The sequence below is a fragment of the Micromonospora sp. DT62 genome, from assembly GCF_049847285.1.
Classification (GTDB): domain Bacteria; phylum Actinomycetota; class Actinomycetes; order Mycobacteriales; family Micromonosporaceae; genus Micromonospora; species Micromonospora reichwaldensis.
In genome coordinates this window covers 95,497-116,618 of sequence record NZ_JBNCOB010000002.1, presented here as the reverse complement: position 1 = coordinate 116,618, position 21,122 = coordinate 95,497, and the positions used below count along the sequence as shown (strand labels likewise).

Annotated in this window: 23 protein-coding genes and 1 tRNA gene; 12 read left to right on the top strand and 12 right to left on the bottom strand. The window is 74.9% G+C overall.

Annotated features, from left to right (window positions below; all coding sequences use genetic code 11):
* Positions 1 to 184: 184 nt before the first annotated feature.
* The 7 genes from ACPXCB_RS04035 to ACPXCB_RS04005 are packed head-to-tail and all read right to left on the bottom strand — an operon-like array spanning position 185 to position 4,680.
* Positions 185 to 817, bottom strand: a complete 633-nt coding sequence (locus ACPXCB_RS04035) for a hypothetical protein (RefSeq protein WP_425872315.1) — start codon at positions 815 to 817, stop codon at positions 185 to 187.
* Positions 814 to 1,275, bottom strand: a complete 462-nt coding sequence (locus ACPXCB_RS04030; RefSeq protein WP_425872313.1) for a hypothetical protein — start codon at positions 1,273 to 1,275, stop codon at positions 814 to 816. Before ACPXCB_RS04030 ends, ACPXCB_RS04035 begins: the two co-directional genes overlap by 4 nt.
* Positions 1,272 to 1,451: a hypothetical protein gene (locus ACPXCB_RS04025; RefSeq protein ID WP_425872311.1), complete on the bottom strand. Its 180-nt coding sequence runs from the start codon at positions 1,449 to 1,451 to the stop codon at positions 1,272 to 1,274. The genes ACPXCB_RS04030 and ACPXCB_RS04025 overlap by 4 nt, the downstream gene beginning before the upstream one ends.
* A complete protein-coding gene (locus ACPXCB_RS04020) occupies positions 1,448 to 1,783 on the bottom strand; it encodes a hypothetical protein (RefSeq protein ID WP_425872309.1) in 336 nt (111 codons plus the stop codon). Before ACPXCB_RS04020 ends, ACPXCB_RS04025 begins: the two co-directional genes overlap by 4 nt.
* Positions 1,780 to 3,588: a YfjI family protein gene (locus ACPXCB_RS04015; protein ID WP_425872307.1), complete on the bottom strand. Its 1,809-nt coding sequence runs from the start codon at positions 3,586 to 3,588 to the stop codon at positions 1,780 to 1,782. Before ACPXCB_RS04015 ends, ACPXCB_RS04020 begins: the two co-directional genes overlap by 4 nt.
* Positions 3,585 to 4,484, bottom strand: coding sequence for a bifunctional DNA primase/polymerase (locus tag ACPXCB_RS04010; protein WP_425872305.1), 900 nt, complete (start codon positions 4,482 to 4,484; stop codon positions 3,585 to 3,587). The genes ACPXCB_RS04015 and ACPXCB_RS04010 overlap by 4 nt, the downstream gene beginning before the upstream one ends.
* Before the next feature lies 1 nt (position 4,485).
* Complete coding sequence (locus tag ACPXCB_RS04005) at positions 4,486 to 4,680, bottom strand: excisionase family DNA-binding protein (protein WP_425872303.1); 195 nt, start codon at positions 4,678 to 4,680, stop codon at positions 4,486 to 4,488.
* Positions 4,681 to 4,788: 108 nt separating this feature from the next.
* On the opposite strand from ACPXCB_RS04005, the gene ACPXCB_RS04000 reads away from it, so the two are divergent.
* Positions 4,789 to 5,445: a hypothetical protein gene (locus ACPXCB_RS04000; RefSeq protein WP_425872301.1), complete on the top strand. Its 657-nt coding sequence runs from the start codon at positions 4,789 to 4,791 to the stop codon at positions 5,443 to 5,445.
* On the top strand, positions 5,442 to 6,617 hold the full coding sequence (locus tag ACPXCB_RS03995; protein WP_425872299.1) for a tyrosine-type recombinase/integrase: 1,176 nt from the start codon (positions 5,442 to 5,444) through the stop codon (positions 6,615 to 6,617). The genes ACPXCB_RS04000 and ACPXCB_RS03995 overlap by 4 nt, the downstream gene beginning before the upstream one ends.
* 73 nt (positions 6,618 to 6,690) lie before the next feature.
* On the opposite strand, the gene ACPXCB_RS03990 is transcribed toward ACPXCB_RS03995, so the two are convergent.
* A tRNA-Arg gene (locus tag ACPXCB_RS03990) sits at positions 6,691 to 6,763 on the bottom strand.
* Between the two features lie 164 nt (positions 6,764 to 6,927).
* Between ACPXCB_RS03990 and ACPXCB_RS03985 the strand changes: the two genes are divergently transcribed.
* A complete protein-coding gene (locus tag ACPXCB_RS03985) occupies positions 6,928 to 7,629 on the top strand; it encodes a hypothetical protein (RefSeq protein ID WP_425872297.1) in 702 nt (233 codons plus the stop codon).
* A gap of 46 nt (positions 7,630 to 7,675) precedes the next feature.
* Here ACPXCB_RS03985 and ACPXCB_RS03980 read toward each other — a convergent pair whose 3' ends face one another.
* Entirely contained in the window at positions 7,676 to 8,713 is a 1,038-nt protein-coding gene (locus ACPXCB_RS03980) for an alpha/beta hydrolase (RefSeq protein WP_425872295.1), read from the bottom strand.
* A 97-nt stretch (positions 8,714 to 8,810) separates the two neighbouring features.
* Entirely contained in the window at positions 8,811 to 9,227 is a 417-nt protein-coding gene (locus ACPXCB_RS03975) for an HPF/RaiA family ribosome-associated protein (RefSeq protein WP_425872293.1), read from the bottom strand.
* Positions 9,228 to 9,601: 374 nt separating this feature from the next.
* Here ACPXCB_RS03975 and ssb point away from each other — a divergent pair, with 374 nt between their 5' ends.
* From ssb to ACPXCB_RS03960, 3 genes are all read left to right on the top strand, one after another.
* Positions 9,602 to 10,399, top strand: coding sequence for a single-stranded DNA-binding protein (ssb, locus tag ACPXCB_RS03970; protein WP_425872291.1), 798 nt, complete (start codon positions 9,602 to 9,604; stop codon positions 10,397 to 10,399).
* Positions 10,400 to 10,583: 184 nt separating this feature from the next.
* Positions 10,584 to 11,618 (top strand): cobalamin biosynthesis protein, encoded by a 1,035-nt coding sequence (locus ACPXCB_RS03965; protein ID WP_425872289.1) that lies wholly within the window; start codon positions 10,584 to 10,586, stop codon positions 11,616 to 11,618.
* Positions 11,615 to 13,159 carry a cobyric acid synthase gene (locus ACPXCB_RS03960; protein ID WP_425872287.1) on the top strand — a complete coding sequence of 515 codons (1,545 nt, stop codon included), beginning with the start codon at positions 11,615 to 11,617 and terminating at the stop codon, positions 13,157 to 13,159. Before ACPXCB_RS03965 ends, ACPXCB_RS03960 begins: the two co-directional genes overlap by 4 nt.
* A gap of 240 nt (positions 13,160 to 13,399) precedes the next feature.
* On the opposite strand, the gene ACPXCB_RS03955 is transcribed toward ACPXCB_RS03960, so the two are convergent.
* A complete protein-coding gene (locus ACPXCB_RS03955) occupies positions 13,400 to 13,801 on the bottom strand; it encodes a rhodanese-like domain-containing protein (protein ID WP_311414368.1) in 402 nt (133 codons plus the stop codon).
* A 277-nt stretch (positions 13,802 to 14,078) separates the two neighbouring features.
* Here ACPXCB_RS03955 and ACPXCB_RS03950 point away from each other — a divergent pair, with 277 nt between their 5' ends.
* From ACPXCB_RS03950 to ACPXCB_RS03935, 4 genes are all read left to right on the top strand, one after another.
* Entirely contained in the window at positions 14,079 to 14,702 is a 624-nt protein-coding gene (locus ACPXCB_RS03950) for a hypothetical protein (RefSeq protein ID WP_425872285.1), read from the top strand.
* Positions 14,703 to 14,801: 99 nt separating this feature from the next.
* Positions 14,802 to 16,154, top strand: coding sequence for a dipeptidase (locus tag ACPXCB_RS03945; RefSeq protein WP_425872872.1), 1,353 nt, complete (start codon positions 14,802 to 14,804; stop codon positions 16,152 to 16,154).
* 77 nt (positions 16,155 to 16,231) lie between these two features.
* Positions 16,232 to 16,438 (top strand): hypothetical protein, encoded by a 207-nt coding sequence (locus ACPXCB_RS03940; RefSeq protein ID WP_151456071.1) that lies wholly within the window; start codon positions 16,232 to 16,234, stop codon positions 16,436 to 16,438.
* An 86-nt stretch (positions 16,439 to 16,524) separates the two neighbouring features.
* Positions 16,525 to 18,105 (top strand): ATP-dependent DNA ligase, encoded by a 1,581-nt coding sequence (locus ACPXCB_RS03935; RefSeq protein ID WP_425872284.1) that lies wholly within the window; start codon positions 16,525 to 16,527, stop codon positions 18,103 to 18,105.
* A 19-nt stretch (positions 18,106 to 18,124) separates the two neighbouring features.
* Here the strand turns inward: ACPXCB_RS03935 and ACPXCB_RS03930 are convergent, their stop codons facing one another.
* Positions 18,125 to 18,952, bottom strand: a complete 828-nt coding sequence (locus ACPXCB_RS03930; protein WP_425872282.1) for an SURF1 family protein — start codon at positions 18,950 to 18,952, stop codon at positions 18,125 to 18,127.
* A 211-nt stretch (positions 18,953 to 19,163) separates the two neighbouring features.
* Between ACPXCB_RS03930 and ACPXCB_RS03925 the strand changes: the two genes are divergently transcribed.
* Together ACPXCB_RS03925 and ACPXCB_RS03920 are read left to right on the top strand one after the other, a co-directional pair.
* The gene (locus tag ACPXCB_RS03925) at positions 19,164 to 20,555 is read left to right on the top strand and encodes a cobyrinate a,c-diamide synthase (protein WP_425872280.1); all 1,392 of its coding nucleotides are present in this window, start codon (positions 19,164 to 19,166) and stop codon (positions 20,553 to 20,555) included.
* On the top strand, positions 20,552 to 21,121 hold the full coding sequence (locus ACPXCB_RS03920) for a GNAT family N-acetyltransferase (RefSeq protein WP_311414372.1): 570 nt from the start codon (positions 20,552 to 20,554) through the stop codon (positions 21,119 to 21,121). Before ACPXCB_RS03925 ends, ACPXCB_RS03920 begins: the two co-directional genes overlap by 4 nt.
* Position 21,122 lies beyond the last annotated feature (1 nt).

Here is a 21,122-nt window from a genome sequence, read left to right as displayed (position 1 = left end):
CACCCCCATGCCCGGGGGGAGAAAAGCCTGACGGAGGACGAAGGGTCTGGGGATGTCACTCTGCGTCGTCCGGGTGCCCCCCTACCTCCACGCTGTGTGACTTCGGTGGGCTTCGGTGTGGGTTGGTCTGCTGTCCGTTGCGGATCGGGCTCGGTGGACAGGGCTGATAGTGCGGCTGCCTGCCTCATCGGGGGCCACCTCGGCGGCCACGGCCACGGGAGCCCCGCTGGCGGACCCTGCCCGTACCCCTCGGCGCGGCCTGTTCGGCCGTCTGCGTGGCGCTCAGCGGGCCGATGTCGGCGGTGGGCGGTCGGCATCCGGCGCAGGTGCCGTACTGGTAGATCAGCGGTCCGAGTTGGACCATGCCGGGGTAGATGCCGTCTGCGTGCTCCGGTCCGGTGCACTGGTGGCCGCAGGCGTCGCAGGTGCGGTCCCGGTCGCTGTTGCGGGGTAGGGCGAGCAGGTGGGCGCAGGCAGCGCACACGAGTAGGTTGGGTTTCCACGCCGCCGCCAGCACCGGCTGTGGCCGGTCGGGGGTGGGCTGGTGCCGGCAAGTGCTGACGCGGCCGTCCGCCCACGCGGTGAGGGTGTCGAGCAACCCGAGGCGCACCCAGTCGGGCACGTCGGCGGCGGCGGTGGGGTGGGCGCTGTCGGCGTTGGCGTGGCGGGCGGCGGCGGTCATGAACCGCAGCGCGTCGCGGGTGGCGGCGTCGGCCTGGTCGACGAGCCCGGCCGGGGTGGCGGCGCGGATCGCGTCGACGAGCTGGTGGTACCGCGGGTGCAGCATGAGCTGCTCCAGCGCCAGGGCGGCGGTCATCGGCCGAGCCCGTCGCCGATGTGCTGGCCGGGCTGCCACTGGCTGAGGGCTTCGATCCAGGCGTCTGCGCCGACTGCGGCGGGGCCGAGCTGGGCGACGGTGGCGAGCAGCGGCCCGATGAGGGTCGCGGGGTTGATGGTGGCGAGCACGTCGGCGGCGCCCTGCTGGTCGCCTCGGTGGAGGGCGGCGAGGATCGCCACGGCGTCGCCGGCCGGGTCGGGGTTGGGGTCGTCGCCGGGGGTGGGTTCGTCGGTGGGGAACGCCTGCCGGTAGTCGGCGGTGGTGGCCTTGGTGGTGGGGCAGGGCACGGAGTGCACGACGGTGGCCTCCCACGCTCCGGCGTCGGGTCCGTCGTGGTCGACGACGATGCCGAGGCCGCCAGCGCAGTCGGGGCAGGCGGTGAGGGCGGCGGTCGCCGTGAGGATGTCGGCGAGGTTGATCAGGGTGGTGCGGGTCATCGTGCTGCCTCCGGGTTGGTGTCGGGCGTGGTGTCGGCGGCGCTGGGTCGGTACGGGGCGAGTTCGTCGGCGGCGTCCCAGGCGGCTTCGTCGAGCACCTGCTGGGCTTCCCACGCGGCGACCTCGCCGACGACGTGCAGCGCCAGGGCGGCGGTGGACGGGTGGTTACGGATCACGGCTGGTCCTTCCGGGTCTGCTTGTGGGCGTGGCGGGCGGCGAGCCCGGCGGACCGGCGAGCGGCCAGCTCGGCGCGCTCCCGGCGCCGCTGCTCGCGGCGGGCCACCGTGGCGGCCACCGCGGCGTCGATCCGGGCGGCGCTCTCTGCGTCGAGGCCGTCCGGGGCGTCAAGTGGGCGGGCGAGGATGGCCCGCCAGCAGGGCTGGTTGTCGCTGCCGTCGACGTGGAAGAACCTGTCCGGCGGCTGGACGTAGACGGCGGCGGCCCGGCAGACGGGGCATCGGGCGGTGGTCGCGGCGAGGCCGGTAGTCGGGTGCCGGCTGGTGGTCATACGGCATCACCCGGTCGCATGGCTCGGCACGGAAGACACCCGACATGCTCGGGTCGGTTGCCGCGCACCCACCAGGCGTGGGGCGTGGCCGGTTCGGTGGTTGGTGCGGCGACAGCGGCGACAGCGGCGACAGGGGCCGCGTCTTCGCTGTTCAGCGCGGTTAGGGTGGTGTCGCCGGTGGTGTCGCCACGGGTGGCGACAGGCGGCGACACGTCGCCGGGGGGTGTCGCCGCCTGTCGCCGGTTGTCGCCACGGGTGGCGACGGGTGGCGCCGGGGGCCCATCCGGGGCTTGACCTGCGGTTTCTTCCTCGCTGTCGCCGCTGTCGCCGCTGTCGCCACGGTGGAGGTGTCGCCCGGCGTCCGGGTGGAGTTCGTAGCCGGTGGCGTCAGCGGTGCGGCGCACCCATCCGAGTTCGGCGAGGTAGGTCAGGATCCGGTCGAGCACGTCCGCCTTGCGCATTGCGCGGGGTGCCGACCGGCACAGCTCCCGCACGGTGAACGTGCCTCGCCCCTTGTTGACCAGCCACCCGAGCAGGGTTCGCGCGGCCTCTGCCTGCTTGTCATCGCCGGGGGTGAGAGCGAGCAGGGCGTGCGCCCGGTAGTAGTCGCCGAGCGCAATCGCGCAGCGCATCGTCTCGCCGCTAATCGGTTCGTCGAGGTAGTCCACCCCGCGGGCGGCGTGCAGGCAGCCCGCAATCCGGGCGACCGCGCCGACCAGCTTGCCGCCCCATTCGCGGGTGAGCCGGTACTCGCCGAGCTGCCCGTTGGGCCGTAGCAGCTTCTCGACCCGCTCGGCGTAGGTGAGCAGTTCGTCGGTGGCCTGGTCGTCGAGCTTGAGCACCAGGCGGTCACGACGTTTTCCTGCCCACACGGCCAGGTCCACGATCAGGGTTCGGTACTCGGCGGCTACGGCGTCCGGCACCGGGGCGACATCGCGGACCTTGCGGTATCCGGCGTTGTCGGCGGGCACCGACCACAGCACCCGGGCGAGCAGGCCGCGCCCGGCGAAGTCGTCCCGGTCGACCATCTCCCGCAACGCGAACGGCTGGATGCTGGCGACGATGGTCAGCGCCGGGTGGTCAACGTGCTCGGGCGCCCGCGAGCGCCGGTCAACGGTGATCGTGTCCCCGGCATGGGCCATCAGCACCGGGTCCAAGTTCGGGCTCTTGGCGTACCGGCCGGTCAGTGAGGCGAACACGCCCGCCTCAGCGGACAGGGCCGCGATGCGCCCGCCCTGCTCGGCGAGCAGACCAACGAGGGCTTCCGGGGTCGCGTCGGCGGTGGACAGCCGCGGCCACGCCACGATCCGCGTCCGGGCTTCCTCCGCCGCGCGTACGGATTCCTGCGCGTCGGCCAGGTCGTCAGGCTCGCCGGTCTTCGCGGCCTTGGCCTTGGCGGACTCGGCGCGCTTGTGCAGGATTTCCCACTCGGTCTGGGTGTCGTGCACCTGGTCGCCGAGTTCGTCGCGTAGCTGCCGTTCGGCGTCGACGAGCGGGGCCCGGCACGCGGCGACCACCGCCGACTTGCGCGAAGCCGGGGGCAGCACGGGGACGGCGAAGAGGTTCGTTGGCTCGGTCCAGGTGGGGCACTGCACGTCCAGCCGGCCACCGATGGCCGCCGCGATGATGCCGAGGCTCACCGTGCCGGGCAGGTCCCGGGGCGTCTGCGTGGCCTCGGCCAGCGCGGCGACGTGCCGCTCCACGGCGGCGGGGAACACCGTGACCGGGAACGACGGCGCCTTGACGTGCCACCCGAGCGGTAGGGGCTCCTGCCACCCGTCGAGGTCGGACAGAGAGAGGATCACGCGCGTACTCCGTTCCTGCGTCGCGCGGACGCGATGGTTGCCGCGGCGGCCCGTTCGGTGAGTCCGACCGACAGGGCTGCCGCGTGCAGCTCGGCGAACACGGCTTCGTCGGCGTTGTCGGCGACGGCCCGGCAGGCTGCCCAGTAGAGCGCCCCGTTTCGGTTGCCTTCGGCCTGCCGGGCGACGTGCTCGACCAGGCCCCGGTGGTTGCCCGGCTGGCCGGGGCGCCGGGGCGTGGGCACGGCGGCCGGTGGCGGGTCGAGTGCGACCCGGATACGCCGGAAGTCGATGCCGGTCACGCCGGCCGCGTGCTGCGAGCGACGGTCGCCGAGCACGTACGCCTTGCCGTAGATCGTGCTCGGCGGGGCGAGCACGTACCCGCCACGCGACCGGAAGTCGACGCCGTGGCGGGGGATCGCCCCGTTGCCCTGCTCGCTGCCCAGGTAGTACAGGTGCCAGCCACCCGACCAGGTGGTGACGATGGCGTGCGCCCCGGCGAGCAGCCCGGCGGCGCGTAGCCGGGCGAGGCTGGCCGCGCCGGGGGCACCGTTCTTCACGTCGATGTCGAGCACGTCCGGGCCTGGTGCCCCGGTGGCGATGGCGACGTTCGCGGTCGGGCGGCGCGTCCACCAGGTGGTGATGGTGTCCGGGTCGGTGGTGGCGTCGTGCAGGCCCCGGCGGGTGAGTGGGTGCTTCCCGGCGCTGCCGCAGTCACGGTCACCGCACGAGCAGCCCGCCTCGGTCGTCCAGTGGGTGGGGAACACGGGCCACCCGGCGGCGGCGCAGCGCAGGGCTGCCGTGAGCAGGGTGCCACGCGGTACGCTGGCGGTGGTCTGCCCGACCATCTCTGCCGCCTCGGACATCGCCGGTCCGGGGCGGCTGTGTGTCTGGGTCATCTCAGGCGACCGCCTGCGCCTGGTCGGCCCGCAATTCTGCGACGTACGTGTCAACGGCGGCGACCGGGATGCGGCGCAGCCGGCCTACCTTGATGCTCTCGATCTTCTTCGTGCGGATCAGTTCGAACATGAAGCTCCGGCCGCAGCCGAGCCGCTGGGCAGCTTCCTCGGGGGAGAGCAGCACCTTGTCAGCCATCGCAGAATCCTTTGCAGTAAGCGTTGATGCTTACGGCGGACGGTAGCGCACGCTGACGGATGCGTCAAAGGTTGACGCTTACGGCAAAGGTCTGCTCTGCTTACTGCCGTGCATGTTGACCTGGGATTCGGAGGATGGGTCCGCGCCAGCGACGTTCCAACGCTGCCGCCGGGTGCCCTGGTGTACGTCAGGTTCGAACGCGACGAAGCAGCGCGCCGCCTGGTGCCGCTGGACGTGTTCATCGAGTCGACGAACGGCGCGCGGCTACGCGGTGAGCACATGCGGAAGCTGCCGCTCGACGTCATCGAGGCGGTGGCCAACGAGGACGACGGGGCCGACGTCGAGTCGAGAATGCGCCACCCTGGGCCGCTGCTCGGCGTTGCCGCAAGCCACCTCGCCACCTCGTGGGGAACGCGACAAGGTGAGCTGAACCGACCGGACTGGACGGCGGACATGTTTTGGAGCCAGGTGGAGGGGTCCGGCGTGCCGCGAGCCGAGCGGGCGGCCACGCCGAAGCGGGTCGAGGGTGAAGCGCCAGCGCAGTTGACGACGCCGCCGGACGGCCGCTACTCCGATGAGTGGTTCCGCAGCTTGGCCCGGTCGTACAACTGGGCCCTGTTGCAGTGGCGGACTCGGGGCGGCGATCCGCCAGCGAAGGAGTTGGCGCAGCAGGCCGGCGTCTCGGTGAAGACGGTTCACTCCTGGGTTTACCGAGCGCGCAAGGCCGGTTTCCTGTCCCGGGTTGGACAAGGGCAGGCGGGATGACCAGCGGGCGGAAGGCGAACGGCCGTAGCTCGATCTTCAAGGGCGCGGATGGACGCTGGCACGGCTACGTGACGATGGGCGTCAAGGACAACGGCCGGACCGACCGGCGGCACGTCCAGGCGGGCACGGAGAAGGCCGTCACAGCGAAGGTGCGGGAGCTGGAGCGCAAGCGGGACGCTGGCGGCGTCACCAGCGCCGGGAAGCCACCGACCGTGGGGGAGTGGCTGACGTACTGGCTCGACAACGTGGCGGCGCGGAAGGTCCGGGCGTCCACGTTGCAGGGCTACCGCTCCAAGGTGGCCGCGCACCTGGTGCCCGGCATCGGTGCCCACCGGCTCGACCGGCTCTTGCCCGAGCACGTCGAGAAGTTCTACACCGCGTGCGCCGACAAGCCGCTTGCGCCGGCCACGGTGCTGCAACTGCACCGGATTCTGTCCCGGTCGTTGAAGGTGGCGCACCAGCGCGGCCGGGTGGCCCGCAACGTGTGCGACCTGGTTGACTCGCCGAGCGTCAGCCGGGAAGAGGTGCAACCGCTTACCGCGGCTGACGCTCGGGCGATCCTCGCCGCTGCCGTCGAGCAGCGCAACGGCGCGCGGTGGTCTGTCGCGCTGGCCCTCGGGCTACGGCAGGGCGAGGCCCTCGGGTTGTTGTGGGAGTACGTCGACCTGGACGCCGGCTTGCTCCGGGTGCGCTGGCAGTTGCAGCGGCTGACCGGGCGCGGCCTGGTGCTCGTCGAGCCGAAGTCGCGGGCCAGCCGGCGAACCGTCGCCGTGCCGCCCCAACTTGTCGACGCGCTCCGGGCGCACCAGGCGGCACAGGCCGCCGAGCGGGAGCTTGCCGGTGACCTGTGGGATGACCAGGTGTCGACGTTGGACGGGAAGCAGCTTCGCGGCCTGGTCTTCTCCCAGCCGAACGGGCGTCCGATCGACCCACGGGCGGACTGGGCGGCGTGGAAACGGCTCTGCCGTGAGGCTGGCGTGCGTGAGGCTCGGTTGCACGACGCACGGCACACGGCCGCGTCGGTGCTGCTCGCTCAAGGCGTGCCGGCCCGTGTCGTGATGGAACTACTCGGGCACAGCCAGATCGGGCTCACGCTGGGTACGTACTCCCACGTCGCACCGGAGCTTTCCCGGGCTGCCGCCGAGGGCATCGGCGGTGCCCTGTGGGACTGAATTGCAACGGGAACTGCAACGGACTTCCCCGGACGGGGATCGATGGGTTACAGTCGTCGCAGGTGAAGAACGGTGCGCCCGGCAGGATTCGAACCTGCGGCCTTGGGATTAGAAGTCCCCTGCTCTATCCGCTGAGCTACGGGCGCGCGCGTGCGTGTCGCGCGAGAAGGGTACCGCCGCCCACTGGGTGACCGGTGGAACGGGTGGTCGCGTCTCACGTCGCACAAGAGGGTCGCATGCGACTCCGGTGCCGGTCACCCCTGTTCCGGCGTCCGCGCGGCCCGGGACCGTCGGGTCGTACCCTCGGCTGGTGCTGCTTGACCCGGAGACCGAGAACGACGTCGCGTACGAGTTGTGCCAACTCCTCGGCCGCGCGATCCTGCCCATCCGCCGGACCGACGCCGGGGCGGGGGACGGCGACCGGGGCGAGGGGACCGCGTTCCTCTTCGCCGGGCAGGGGCGCGAGTACCTGTTGACCGCCGACGCGCTTACCCGGTTCGGGGCGGGGGAGATCGGGCTGCGGGCGAGCGTGACCGAGCCGGCCGGGGTGGCCGCCGACGCCGTGGCCCTGCCCGACCTCGCCGACGGGTGGCGGCACCACGAGGCCGTTGGCGTCGCCGTCCTGTCCACCGGCGGCCTGCACGAGCACGCCGCCGGAGCGGGCTGGCGGTGGCGTACCCAGCAGGTGCCGGATCCGATCGCGGCCGATCGGGACGCGGTCGCCCGGATCGGCGTGGAGCCGGTTTCCGCCGTGGTGCTCGCCCATGGCGTCGGCGCGGGCGGCGCCCGGCCGCTGGAGGTGGCGATCGAGCGGGTGGCGCGCGTGGGCGACGCCGTCCGGCTCATGGCGGAGCTGCCGGCCGGCTACGTGGGGGCGCCGGTGTTCGGCGTGCAGGCCGGCGGCGACGGCGAGGTGGGGCTGCGCTGTCTCGGCCTGGTGCTGCCGGCCCGCGACGGCGGCCACCCGCTGGCCACCTTCGACCGGATCCGGGCGGCCGTCGACGCGACGTGAGGCCGGCGACGCGCGGCGTGGCCGGCGGCGGGTGGGCGACCTGCGCTCAGCCGCCCTGCGCGGGGGCACCAGCCGGGTCGACGTCGTCCGCCGGCAGCCGGCTCGCCGGTGGGCGCTCCCCGGCGCGGACCGTCGGCCCGGCGTCGAAGAACGCGTCGGCCCAGCGTCCGACCTCCTGGAAGACCTTCTCCCGTACGGCGGTGCCGGAGAGTGTGAGGTCGTGCATCCCGCCGTCGAAGCGCGCCACGGTGACGTGCCGGCCGAGGCGGGGCGCCCAGCGGACCATGTGCTCGACGTCCAGGACCGCGTCGGCGAGGGCGGCCGACTCGTGCCACTTCGTGCCCTTGAACGAGCGGGTCGAGCAGGCCAGCAGGACCGGCACCTGGATGTCCAGGCCGGCGCGCAGCTGCCGCTGGGCGGTGCGGACGGCGTTCAGCCAGCCGGCCCGGACGGGGAATCCGGCGAGCGGCTTCCAGGTCAGGTCGTAGTTCCACTCGCCGTGGTGCTCCGCGTGGATGCTCTCGCTGTAGACCGTGCCCAGCCCGAACGGCAGCACCCGGCGTGGCGCCCGGCGGCCCAGCCGGCCGACGGCGGCGGCGAGCGGTCGGCGCACCAGCCACGGGGCGTTGATGTCGAAGAAGGGGCTGTTCAGGAAGAGCCCGTCGATGATCCCGGCGTCGCGGCGGGCGTGCGCCCAGAGCGGCATGATCAGCCCGCCGGTGGAGTGGCCCATCGCGAGCAGCGTGTCGTGCCCGTCGTCCTCGCGGATGATGCGCGCGGCGGCGTCCAGCTCGGGGAAGTAGGCGCTGAGGTCGCGGCAGAAGTTCGGCGTCTGGTGGGGCCGCAGGCTGCGTCCGTACTTGCGCAGGTCGAGGGCGTAGAAGTCCCAGCCCCGCTCGGCGAAGAAGTCACCGAGGTGGCCCTGGAAGAAGTAGTCGGTGAAGCCGTGCACGTAGAGCACGGCCCGCCCCGTCGGGCGGTCGGCCCGGCGACGGACCAGGGTGGCGACCACCGGTCCCTCGTCGTCGGTGCCCAGGTCGATCGTCTGCCGCTCGTACGGCGGGCCCAGCACGTCCGGTTCCACGACCGCGACGGTACGCCGGGAAGCTACCGAGCGGTAGCCCCGGGTGCCGCCCGGCCCCGCCCGCCCGCACCCGGCGGACGGGGCCTCGGCGTACGCGTCAGACGGTCTCGGCCTCGGCGCGGGCCGGGTCGGTGTCGGGCTCGACCTCGGCGACCGGCGGGGGCACGTCGCGCAGGTGCTTGTTGTGCCGCGGCTCCTGCTTCGTCTTCGAGTCGTTGAGCCGCCGCCGCAGGTCGTCCCGGACGTCGTTGAGCGCGGCGTGCAGGTCCTCCTCGGAGGAGGTGGTGACGATCTTCTGGCGACCGGCGATCCAGCATTCCAGGGTGACCTTCTGGCCCCTGGCCTCCCGGTCCTTGACCGACACCTCGAGCTCGGTGGCGTCGGCGTGGAACCCGGCCAGCCGGGAGTCGAGCGTGGCGAACTGCTCCGCGATCCAGTTCCGGTCGCCCTGGGAGAACCCCGCGCCGACCCGCAGGCACTCCGCCACGGTGGCCGGGTTGGCGACGGCGCTCATCGCCGCACCTCGCCGGAGACGATGGCGGCTGCGGTGCTGGTCATCTTCATGATCGCTGACCTCTCGTTCGTCGTGCTGTCGGCGGTGCGGTTGATCGAATCCATACCCCGCCGGGCTCCGTCCGGAACGTGACATGTCGCCCCGCCCGTGGCGGTGCCGGAAGCGTGGCCCCGCCTCCCGATCATCGAGCCGGTCGGGCGGGCTCCCCAGGGTCGCCCGGCCCTAGCACACCGGGACCTTGATCAGGTTCTTGTCCACAGGCGGTCCCGTTGTCCACAGGCCGGGGCGCGGTGCTGGCGGCGCCCGCGCCGAGGGCCCAGGCTCGGCACCGAGTCGACTCGCGATGGCAAGCCCGATCTCCCCCTGGAGGGACGATGTTCGACACCTACGTCACGATCGTGGGCAACGTGCTGACCGCGCCGGAGTGGCGTCGCACCACCCAGAGCAACACCCTGGTGGCCAACTTCAAGGTCGCCTCGACCGCCCGCCGGCTCGACCGCGACAGCGGGCGCTGGGTCGACGGCAACAGCCTGCGCGTCCGGGTCAACTGCTGGCGCAAGCTCGCCGAGGGGGTGGCCGCCTCGGTGATGGTCGGCGACCCGGTGGTGGTCTGCGGCCGGCTCTACACCCGCGACTGGACGGACGACGCCGGCAACCACCGCTCGCTCTACGAGCTGGAGGCGGTCGCCGTCGGCCACGACCTGTCGCGGGGCCGCGGTCGGTTCCAGCGCAACCGGCCGACGATGACGACCAGCACCGTCGAGGACACCGAGGCCGAGCACCGGGTGCACGGCGAGGCGACCGAGCCGGTGCCCGACGAGGAGGCCCCGGTCCTGCCGGACCGCCGTCCGCTCGACGACGACTTCGAGCCCGACTTCGGCGCGTACCCCGCCGGCCGCGGGCTGCCGGCCGACGCCGCCGCCGACGGCTCGCTCGACCCCTTCGACGACCCGGCGGACGACCCCCACGGCGGGGAGCCCGACGGGCCGGAGCCGGAGGCCGACGGCCCGGCGCCGGTGAGCGACCCGCCGGAGGACGCCCCGGGTGCCCGGGCTGGTCGGGGCGACGTGGCCGTGGGGGAGTCGGGCCCGTCGTCCGAGGAGGCCGAGCCGGGCGTCTCGCCGGCCGGCCGTGGCCGCCGGGGCCGGGGGCGGGTGCCGCAGCCCGCGTGAGCAGCAGCCCGCGTGAGCACCGGTCGCGGGCGGCACGACGGGGGCGGGGTGGCGTCGGCAGCACCGGCGTCACCCCGCGTGCCGCCCGGCGGCGCGCGGGTCACCCCGCCGGCGGCACGGGTCGCGGACGTGCCGGAGGTAGGCCGGGCGCTCGGCTAGGCTGGCCCGCCGGAGGTGGTGACGGGTGCGACATGCGACGCCGGTGGCGACCGCGGCGGGACTGGTCGCGGGGTACGCCCTCGACGCGCTCCTCGGAGACCCCCGCCGGTACCACCCCGTGGCCGGCTTCGGTCGCGCCGCCGGGGCACTGGAGCGGCGGACGTACCGCCCGGACCGGCTTGCCGGAGCGGCGTTCACCGCGCTGGCGGTCGGCGCGCCGGTGCTGCTCGGCGTGGCCGCCACCGTCGCCACCCGGCGCCGGCCGGTGGCCCGGGCTGTCCTGGTCGCCGCCGGCACCTGGACGGTGCTGGGCGGTCGCACGCTGCGGCACGAGGCCACCGTCATGGGGCGTGCGCTGCGCGCCGGCGACCTCCCGGCGGCCCGGCAGCGGCTCGGCCACCTCTGCGGCCGGGACCCGTCCGCGCTCGACGAGCCCGAGCTGGCCCGCGCCACCGTGGAGTCGCTCGCCGAGAACACCTCGGACGCGGTCGTCGCCCCGCTGCTGTGGGGCGCCGTCGCGGGGCTGCCCGGCCTGCTCGGGTACCGCGCGGCGAACACCCTCGACGCGATGGTGGGCCACCGCTCGCCGCGGTACGCCCGGTTCGGCACCCCCGCCGCCCGCCTCGACGACCTGCTCAACCTGGTGCCCGCGCGGCTGACGGGCCTGCTCACCGTCGCGGTCGCGCCGACCGCGCACGGCGACCGGGACCGGGCGTGGCGCGTGTGGCGCCGGGACCGCAACGACCACCCCAGCCCGAACGCCGGGCAGTGCGAGGCGGCGATGGCCGGCGCCCTCGGCGTACGGCTGGGCGGGCGCAACGTCTACTTCGGCCGCTCCGAGGTGCGCCCGTTCCTCGGCGACGGCCCCCGTCCCGAGGCGCGGCACCTCAAGCGGGCCGCCCGGATCTCGGGTGCGGTCGGGCTGGCCGCGCTCGGGCTGGCCGCCACGTATCCGCTGACCCTCGGCCGTCTGGTGGGCGCCGTCGGCCGTCTGGTGAGCGCCGTCGGCCGCCGAACCGTTGACGGGAGCGTCGCGGCCGGGTGGGAGGGCCGCCGGTGAGCGGTGGCCTGCTGGTCGCCGGCACCACCTCCGACGCCGGCAAGAGCGTGCTCACCGCCGGCATCTGCCGCTGGCTGCACCGCCGGGGCGTGAAGGTGGCGCCGTTCAAGGCGCAGAACATGTCCAACAACTCCGCCGTCGTCGTCGGCCCGGACGGCCGGGGCGGCGAGATCGGGCGGGCGCAGGCGATGCAGGCCGCCGCCTGCGGTCTCGCCCCCGACCTGCGGTTCAATCCGGTGCTGCTCAAGCCCGGCAGCGACCTGGCCAGCCAGGTGGTGCTGCTCGGCGAGGCCGTCGACACGGTCACCGCGGGCAACTTCCGCGAGCTGCGTCCCCGGCTCGCCGAGACCGCGTACGCGGCGCTCGCCGAGCTGCGGTCCGCGTACGACGTGGTGATCTGCGAGGGAGCCGGCAGCCCCGCGGAGATCAACCTGCGGGCCGGCGACTACGTGAACATGGGCCTGGCCCGGCACGCCGGCCTGCCCACGATCGTGGTCGGCGACATCGACCGGGGCGGGGTCTTCGCCTCGATGTTCGGCACCCTCGCCCTGCTGGACCCGGCCGACCAGGCGCTGATCGCCGGCTTCGTGATCAACAAGTTCCGGGGCGACCTCGGGCTCCTCCGGCCGGGGCTGGACATGCTGCGCCAGGTCACCGGCCGGCCGACGTACGGGGTGCTGCCCTGGGCGCTCGACCTCTGGCTCGACGCGGAGGACTCGCTCGCGTACGGCCGGGTGCTCGGCCGACCGGCGACCCCGCGCGGCACCGACTGGCTGGACGTGGCCGTGGTCCGGCTGCCCCGCATCTCCAACGCCACCGACGTCGAGGCGCTCGCCACCGAGCCGGGCGTGCGGGTCCGGCTGACCGTCGAGCCGGCCGAACTGGCCGCCGCCGACCTGGTCGTGCTGCCCGGCTCGAAGTCGACGGTGGCCGACCTGGCCTGGCTGCGGCAGACCGGCCTGGCCGACGCCGTCCTGGCGCACGCGGCGGCCGGCAGGCCGCTGCTCGGCATCTGCGGCGGCTTCCAGATGCTGGCCCGGGCGATCCACGACCCGGTGGAGAGCCGGCAGGGCAGCGTACCGGGGCTGGGCCTGCTGCCGATCGAGGTCACCTTCGACCCGCGCAAGACCGTCCGGCAGTCGGTCGGCACCGTCGGCGGCGACGTCCCGGTCCACGGCTACGAGATCCACCACGGGTACGTCTCGCACGCCGACCCGGCGCTGACCCCGCTGCTGACTTGCGCGGACGGCAGCGGCGAGGGGGCCGTGGTCGGTGCCGTGCACGGCACCCACTGGCACGGCGCCTTCGAGTCCGACGGGTTCCGCCGCCGGTTCCTGACCGAGGTGGCCCGGCTCGCCGGCCGGACCGGTTTCACGGTGGCATCCGACACCGCCTTCGCCGCCGCCCGCGAGCGCTCCCTGGACCTGCTCGGCGACCTGGTCGAGGAACACCTCGACACCGACGCCCTCTGGCGCCTCGTCGAGTCCGGCCCGCCCGCCGGCCTCCCCTTCATCCCACCCGGAGCCCCGAAGCTCCCCTGACCGAACCCCAGGAATCCCCGCCCCACCACCCCCGCCCTGCCAACCCCCACCCGCACCCGCACCCCGCCCGCCCTCGCACCCCGTGCCACGTCTCGCGGGGGTGATCAAGAAGTTTGCGTCCTGTGGAGGCTCGAATCAGGGCGCAAACCTCTTGATCATCGCCTCGGCTGCGGGCTGCGGGCTGCGGGCTGCGGGCTGCGGGCTACGGGCTGCGGGCGGCGAGGGGCCGGGGCGGTGGGGTCAGCGGCGGATGTCGGCGGGGCGGTCGGACATGGGCAGCCCCGCCTCGCGCCAGGCCTGCACGCCGCCGATCATGTCGGTCGCGAGGTGCAGGCCGAGCGCCCGCAGGCTCGCGACCGCGAGGCTGGAGCTGTAGCCCTGGCGGCACACCACCACGATCCGCTGGTCGTACGCCGTGGCCTCCGGGATCCGCCACGCGCTGGCCGGGTCGAGTCGCCACTCCAGCACCGTCCGGTCGATCACGATGGCGCCGGGCAGGTCGCCCTGCTCCTGCCGCTGCGTGTCGGTGCGGGTGTCGATCAGCAACGCCCCGGTACGGACCGCCTCGACGGTCTGGTGCGGGGTCAGCCGGCGTACCCCGGCGCGGGCCTGTTCCAGGAGGGCGTCGACGCCCGGACTCATCACGCTGTGGGACACCAGCAGATCATCCCGCCCTGTGGCGGAGTCCGCCCGCCGAACGCCCCGTCGTACCCGACGAACGCTCGTTCGGGCGACCCCCGATCGGAGCGTCCCGCGCGGCCCGCCGACGCCGGAGCCTCCCGCCAACGCAGGTCGCTCCGTGGCAAGGAGGCCCGGCCTGGTTACCGTCGCCCGCCGTCGCCGGGCGGCCCGCCACCGCAGGCCCGCCACCGCAGGCCCGCCCCGTGGCGGGGGGACCGGCCTGGTTACCGTCGGGCACGTGGCGGTGGCGGTGGTCGAGGCGTACGACCGGCTGGCCCGGCGGGTGCTCGCCGGGCCGGCGCGGTTGGGGCGGACCCGGCTGGTGGCGGTGGACGGGCCGAGCGGCGCGGGCAAGAGCGTGTTCGCGGCGCGGCTCGCGGACGCCCTCGCCGCCCTGCCCGGCGGCAGCCCGCCGCCGGTGGTGCACACCGACGACCTGCTCGACGGCTGGGACGACCAGCTCACCTTCTGGCCCCGGCTGGAGGAGTGGGTGCTCGGGCCGCTGCGCGCCGGTCGGCCGGGGGCGTACCGCCGGTTCAGCTGGGTCCGGCGGGCCTTCCTGCCGCGCCCGGTGCCGGTCCCGGTCGCGCCGGTGCTCCTCGTCGAGGGGGTGAGCGCGGCGCGGGCCGCCGCCACCGCGGAGCTGACCCTGGCCGTCTTCGTCACCGCCCCGGCGCCGTTGCGGCTGGCCCGGGCGATCGAACGCGACGGCCCGGAAATCCTGCCGGAGCTGCGTCGCTGGCACCTCGGGGAACGGTCGCACTTCGCCGCCGACGGCACCGAGGCGCGCGCGGACCTGGTGGTCGACGGCGCCCCGGGCCTGCCGCACGACGCCGACCGCTACTACGTGCGCCGCCGCTGAGCGGTCGGGCCGGCCGGGACCGACCCGTCGCGCCGGCCTCGGGCGGGATGGGATGGTCGGTAAGGCCGGCATACGATGCCGGTCATGACCACACCGATCATGTCCGAGTCCGAGGTCCGGGCCGCCGTCGAGCGGGAACTGCCCGGCGTCCGCGCCGATCTGGAACGTCTCGTCCGCATCCCCGGCATCGCGTTCGACGGCTTCGACCACTCGCACGTGGAGCGTTCCGCCGAGGCGGTGGCCGAGCTGCTGCGCGGCTGCGGCCTCGACGTGCGGATCGTGCGCTCGGGTGGCCAGCCGGCGGTCATCGGCAGGAAGGCGGCCCCGCCCGGGGCGCCGACGGTGCTGCTCTACGCCCACCACGACGTGCAGCCGGTCGGCGACCTGACGCTGTGGGAGTCGGACCCGTTCGAGCCGGTGGAGCGGGACGGCCGGCTCTACGGCCGGGGCGCCGCCGACGACAAGGCCGGCATCATGGCGCACGTGGCGGCGCTGCGCGCGTACGGTGACGCGCTGCCGGTCGGCGTGGTGCTCTTCATCGAGGGCGAGGAGGAGTACGGCTCCGACTCGTTGGAGCGGCTGCTCGCCGAGCACCGCGACGAGATCGCCTCGGATGTCATCGTGATCGCCGACTCCGCCAACTGGGACATCGGCGTACCGGCGCTGACCACCTCGCTGCGCGGCATCGTCAACTGCTTCGTGGAGGTGCGCACCCTCGATCACGCCGTGCACAGCGGCATGTACGGCGGCGCGGTGCCGGACGCGCTGACCGCCCTGGCCCGGCTGCTGGCCACCCTGCACACCGACGCCGGTGACGTGGCCGTCGACGGGCTGGCCGCCCGGGAGGGTGCGAGCGTCGACTACCCGCAGGAGCGGTTCCGCGCCGAGGCGGGGCTGGCCGAGGGCGTGAGCCTCATCGGCACCGGGCGGATCACCGACCGGCTCTGGACCAAGCCGGCCCTCGCGGTGCTCGGCATCGACGCCCCGTCCACCGCCGAGGCGCCGAACGCCCTGGTGCCGGCGGCCAGGGCCAAGCTGAGCGTACGGCTGGCGCCGGGCGACGACCCGAAGCGGGCGTACGCGGCCCTGCGCGCCCACCTGGAGAAGCACGCCCCGTGGGGAGCACGGGTGACCGTCGTCTTCGAGCACGACGGCGCGCCGTGCGTCATCGACGCGTCCGGGCCGATGTTCGACGCGGCCCGCTCGGCGTTCCGGACCGCCTGGGACGGCACCGACCCGGTGGACCTCGGCATCGGCGGTTCGATCCCGTTCATCGCCACCTTCCAGGAGATGTTCCCGCGCGCGGCGATCCTGGTGACCGGCGTGGAGGACCCGCACGCCCGGGCGCACGGCCCGAACGAGAGCCTGCACCTCGGGGAGTTCGCCCGGGTCTGCCTGGCCGAGGCGCTGCTGCTGAAGAACGTCGCCGAGGTGGGCGTCGACGGGCGTTAGGTGTCGGAACCGTAACTTCGGGGTCGATGTGGGAGTTTGCGGTGTGTCGCCGGTCGGGTTGTTATAGCCTCTCGAACATGCGTACGAATGAGGTGATGGGTCGGCTCGACGCCGCCGTCAGCGCCCTGGGGGACGTCGACGTCTCCGCGTGGTCCGAGGACACGCTCAAGGAACAGCTCGGCGACCTGTCCGCCGCGCTGGTCGCTCTCGATACGGTGCTCTCCCGGGTCGCCGAGGAGATCCGCGCCCGCGGGCTGCGCATCGAGGAACCCGTCTCGGCCTGACCCGCCACCCCCACGGGTGGAGGTTTCCCGGCGCCCGGGCACGGCAATGCCCGGGTCGTGGCGGGGGTGGCTGGCAGGATGGAGCCGTGCGGTTCCTCGACCTGGCAGCCACCTCCGCCGCCGTCGGCGCCACCCGGGCCCGGCGGACCAAGGTGGAGCTGCTCGCCGCCGCGTTGCGGGCGCTCGACCCGCCCGAGGTCCCGGCGGGTGCCGGCTGGCTGGCCGGCGAGCTGCGCCAGCGGCAGACCGGGGTCGGCTGGGCGAGCCTGCGTGACCTGCCGCCGCCGGCCGGCGAGCCGACCCTGACCGTGGCCGCCGTCGACGCGGCCATCGACGAGATCGCGTCCGTGCACGGGCCGGGCTCCCAGGCCCGCCGCCGGGCGCTGTTGGGCGCGCTCTACGCCGCCGCCACCGCCGAGGAGCAGCGGCTGCTGACCGGCCTGTTCAGCGGTGAGCTGCGCCAGGGCGCGCAGGCGGGGCTGCTCGCCGACGCGGTGGCCCGGGCCGCCGACGTGCCGCTCGCCGCCGTACGCCGGGCGCTGCTGCTCGCCGGCGACCTGCGCGCGGTCGCGGTCGCCGCGCTCGACGGGGGCGCGGCGGCGCTGGGCGCCTTCGGTCTCCAGGTCGGCCGCCCGCTCGCGCCGATGCTGGCCCAGAGCGCGCCCTCGGTGGACGAGGCGCTCGCGGCCACGGGCACCCCCGCCGTGGTCGACGTCAAGCTCGACGGCATCCGGATCCAGGTGCACCGCTCCGGCGACGACATCGCCGTGTTCACCCGCAGCCTGGACGACATCACCGCCCGGGTGCCGGAGGTGGTCGCCGCCGTGCGGGCGCTGTCCGCCCGCGAGCTGGTGCTCGACGGGGAGGCGATCGGGCTCGACGAGACGGGCCGCCCGCTGCCCTTCCAGCAGACGTCGAGCCGGGCGGCGCGCCGCACCACGCCGGGCAGCACCGGCGCCGCCCCGGTCGCCCCGGCCGTGGCCGCCGCCGGGGCGACGGGCGCGACCGTGCTGACGCCGTACTTCTTCGACCTGCTGCACCTCGACGGCGACGACCTGATCGACCTGCCCGGCCGGGAGCGCTGGGCCGCGCTCGACACCGCGGTCGACGCCTCGCTCGTGGTCGGCCGGATGGAGGTCGACGGCCCGGAGCGGGCGGGCGAGGCGTTCGCCGCCGCCATCGACGCCGGCCAGGAGGGGGTGGTGGTGAAGGCGCCCGACGCACCCTACGACGCCGGCCGGCGGGGATCCGCCTGGGTGAAGGTGAAGCCCCGGCACACCCTCGACCTGGTGGTGATCGCGGTCGAGTGGGGCAGCGGCCGGCGGGAGGGCTGGCTCTCCAACCTGCACCTCGGCGCCCGCGACCCGCGCACCGGCGACTTCGTCATGCTCGGCAAGACGTTCAAGGGCCTCACCGACGAGCTGCTGCGCTGGCAGACCGAGCGCTTCCTCGCCCTCGCCGTCGAGCACGGCGACTGGGAGGTGCGGGTCCGCCCCGAGCAGGTGGTCGAGATCGCCTTCGACGGGGTGCAGACCAGCTCCCGCTACCCGGGCGGGATGGCGCTGCGCTTCGCCCGCGTGGTGCGCTACCGCGACGACAAGACGGCGGCGGAGGCCGACACCATCGACGCCGTACGCGCCATCCACGCCGGCCGCGTCACCGGCTGAGCGGGGCCGGCGGGGCGGTTCAGGCGGCGCCCTGCGGCGCGGGCTCGGCGGCCCGGTCGACGGGCTGCCGCGGTCCCACGCCCGCCAGCCGACGGGCCTCCCGGCGGGCCACCCAGCCGTAGCCGAACAGGGTCATCGCGGCGAAGATCCACCACTGCACGACGTAGCCGAAGTTCTGCCAGTTGTTGTTGTATCCGACCGGCACGTCCTTGAACGCGGGGTCGGCCGCCGGGGTCTGCTCGTCGAGCAGCAGGTACGCGCCGTGCACGGGGTAGGGCAGCTCCCGGGCCAGCCGGGGCACGCCGATCCGCCGGGTCTCCAGCTTGCCGTCACGCCGGGTCACGGCGACCGAGCCGCTCTCGCTCAGGTGCACGCGCCCCGTCACGGTGACCTCGCCGGGCGGGAGGGCCGGCACCTCCGGCTGGACGGTCGCGTCGCCGCCCCGGGCCGGCGGGATCCAGCCCCGGTCCACCAGCACGGCCGTGCCGTCGGCCAGCACGAGCGGGGTGACCACCTCGAAGCCGACCGTGCGGTCCACCGAGCGGCCCCGCACCAGGACCACGTTCGCCGGGTCGTAGCGGCCGGTCACGGTGACCTTCGTCCAGGCCTTCTCCGCGACGGGGGCGGGGCCGGCCGTGCCGTTGCCGCCCGTCGGGGCCGGCAGCACGTCCCGCAGCGGCACCGGGGCCATCCGCAGGCCGGCGTCGATCCGCTCGTTGGCCTCCGTACGGCCGTGGTAGCGGTCCAGCTGCCAGTTGCCGAGCAGCACCATCACCGCCGCGGCGACCAGGGTCAGTGCGAGAATGCCCAGCCAGCGCGGCGTCAGCAGGAACCGGTACACGCCCACGAGGCTACCCCTGTGACCGGAGGCACTCGCTTCGACAGCCCCCATCGCGGGCCCGGGCGGGGTGCGGACGACTCCGCCCGGCGACGCCCGACAGCGCGGGCGGGCCCGTTCGGCGGCGACCGCGCGGCGGCCGCTTCGGCTATCGTCACGCGGGCGGACCGCCCGGTCGGCCCGCCGCAGGTCCCCCCGCCGCCCCGCAAGGGAGTCGATGATGACCGTCGTGCCGCGCCTGGTGCTCAGTGCGCCGTCCTCCGGCCACGGTAAGAGCGCGCTGGCGATCGGGCTGCTCGCCGCGTTCGCCGACCGGGGCGTCGACGTCGCCGGGTTCAAGGTCGGCCCCGACCGGGTGGACGCCGCGTACCTCGGGCTGGCCGCCGGCCGCCCCGGTCGGACCCTCGACCCCCGGCTGGTCGGCGCCGACCGGATCGCCCCCCTCGTCGGCCACGGCGCGGCCGGCGCCGGGCTCGCCGTGGTGCAGGGCAGCATGGGCCTGTACGACAGTCTCACCGGCCGCCCGGAGAGCGAGTCGACGGCCGCCGTGGCCACCGCGCTGCGCAGCCCGGTCGTGCTGGCGGTCGACGTCGCGGCGACGGGGCAGTCGGTGGCCGCCCTGGTGCACGGCTTCCGGTCGTACGACGAGCAGCTCTGGCTCGGCGGGGTGATCCTCAACCGGGTGGCGTCCGCCCGGCACGAGGAGCTGCTGCGTGCGGCGCTGGACGACATCGGCGTGCCCGTCTACGGCGCGCTGCGCCGCCAGGACCTGCCGTCCGTGCTGCCCGCCCGCCGCTACGGGGCGGTGCCCGCGCTCGCCCGCACCGACGAGGCCACCCGCGCGGTCCGCCGGCTCGGCGAGGCGGTCGCCGCCACCGTCGAGCTGGACCGGCTGCTGGCCCTGGCCCGCTCCGCGCCGCCCCTGCCCGCGCCGCCCTGGACGCCGCAGGCCGGGCGGGAGGACGCCGGGCCGCGCCCGGTCGTCGCGGTCGCCGGTACGCCGGGCGGCAGCTACAGCCATCCCGAGACCGTCGAGCTGCTCCGGGCGGCCGGCGCCGAGGTGGTGACGGTCGACCCGCTGCACGACGAGGCGCTGCCCGCCGGCACCGGCGCGCTGGTCGTCGGCGGCGGGCTGCCCGAGTCGTACGCCGAGCAGCTCTCCGCCAACCGCCGGCTCTGCATCGCGGTCGCCGAGCTGGCCCGCACCGGGCGGCCGGTCGTCGCCGAGGGGGCCGGCCTGCTCTGGCTGGCCCGGGAACTGGACGGGCTGCCCATGTGCGGAGTGCTCGACGCGGTGGGGACGCGGCGCGACGGCCTGGTGGTGGGCTACCGGCAGGCGACCGCGTTGACCGACAGCCTCGTGGGGCCGGCGGGCACGGTGGTGGCGGGGCACAAGGAGCACCGCGGCGTGCTCACCCCGCGCGCCGGGGCACGGGCGGCCTGGAGTTGGGACGGCGGGGCGCCCGAGGGCTTCGTCTGGCGGGGCGTGCACGCCTCGCAGCTCACCCTGCACTGGGCGGCGTACCCGCAGCTGGCGGCCCGCCTCGTGGACGCGGCGGTGGCGGTGGCGGCCGACCCCGCGACCGCCCGGCCCGACGGGGTGCCCGCGTGATCGGTCAGGTGGCGGTCCGCCGGTTCCCGGCGCTGACCGTCTCCACGCCCCGCACCGAGGTACGCGCGCTGACCGGGGCCGACGCGCCGGCGGCCGACGAGGTCTTCGCCGACCGGCAGACCCGGCGGTGGCTGCCGCTGGCCGACACCTCCGGTCAGATCGACGGGCTGGCCTGGTGCACCGACCTGGCGCGGCAGCGGCGCGACAGCGGCGACGGCGACCACTACGCGGTGGTACGCCGGGAGGACGACCTGGTGGTGGGCTGCCTGTGGACGCGGCGCACCGACTGGGGCGCCCGGTGCACCGAGGTCTCCTACGCGATGGCGGCGCACGCGCGGGGCTTCGGCCTGGCGGCCGAGGCGGTCGACGCGCTCGCCATCGCGCTGATCCTCGAACACGGCTTCCAGCGCGTCGAGCTGCGGGTCGCTCCCGGCAACCTGGCCTCCCGCCGGGTCGCCGAAAAGGCCGGGTTCAGCTACGAGGGCCTGCTCCGCAACGCCGGCTTCGTCCGGGGCGGCCGGGTCGACCTGGAGGTCTGGTCCCTCGTCTCCGCCGACCTGCGCTGAC

Bases quoted from the DNA above. Each gene is read 5' to 3' on its own strand.
- ACPXCB_RS03995 (WP_425872299.1), top strand. From the start codon at position 5,442: ATGACCAGCGGGCGGAAGGCGAACGGCCGTAGCTCGATCTTCAAGGGC.
- ACPXCB_RS03925 (WP_425872280.1), top strand. From the start codon at position 19,164: ATGACCGTCGTGCCGCGCCTGGTGCTCAGTGCGCCGTCCTCCGGCCAC.
- ssb (WP_425872291.1), top strand. From the start codon at position 9,602: ATGTTCGACACCTACGTCACGATCGTGGGCAACGTGCTGACCGCGCCG.
- ACPXCB_RS03940 (WP_151456071.1), top strand. From the start codon at position 16,232: ATGCGTACGAATGAGGTGATGGGTCGGCTCGACGCCGCCGTCAGCGCC.
- ACPXCB_RS04020 (WP_425872309.1), bottom strand. From the start codon at position 1,783: ATGACCACCAGCCGGCACCCGACTACCGGCCTCGCCGCGACCACCGCC.
- ACPXCB_RS04010 (WP_425872305.1), bottom strand. From the start codon at position 4,484: ATGACCCAGACACACAGCCGCCCCGGACCGGCGATGTCCGAGGCGGCA.
- ACPXCB_RS03955 (WP_311414368.1), bottom strand. From the start codon at position 13,801: ATGAGTCCGGGCGTCGACGCCCTCCTGGAACAGGCCCGCGCCGGGGTA.
- ACPXCB_RS04030 (WP_425872313.1), bottom strand. From the start codon at position 1,275: ATGACCCGCACCACCCTGATCAACCTCGCCGACATCCTCACGGCGACC.
- ACPXCB_RS03945 (WP_425872872.1), top strand. From the start codon at position 14,802: ATGTCCGAGTCCGAGGTCCGGGCCGCCGTCGAGCGGGAACTGCCCGGC.
- ACPXCB_RS03975 (WP_425872293.1), bottom strand. From the start codon at position 9,227: ATGAGCGCCGTCGCCAACCCGGCCACCGTGGCGGAGTGCCTGCGGGTC.
- ACPXCB_RS04005 (WP_425872303.1), bottom strand. From the start codon at position 4,680: ATGGCTGACAAGGTGCTGCTCTCCCCCGAGGAAGCTGCCCAGCGGCTC.
- ACPXCB_RS04035 (WP_425872315.1), bottom strand. From the start codon at position 817: ATGACCGCCGCCCTGGCGCTGGAGCAGCTCATGCTGCACCCGCGGTAC.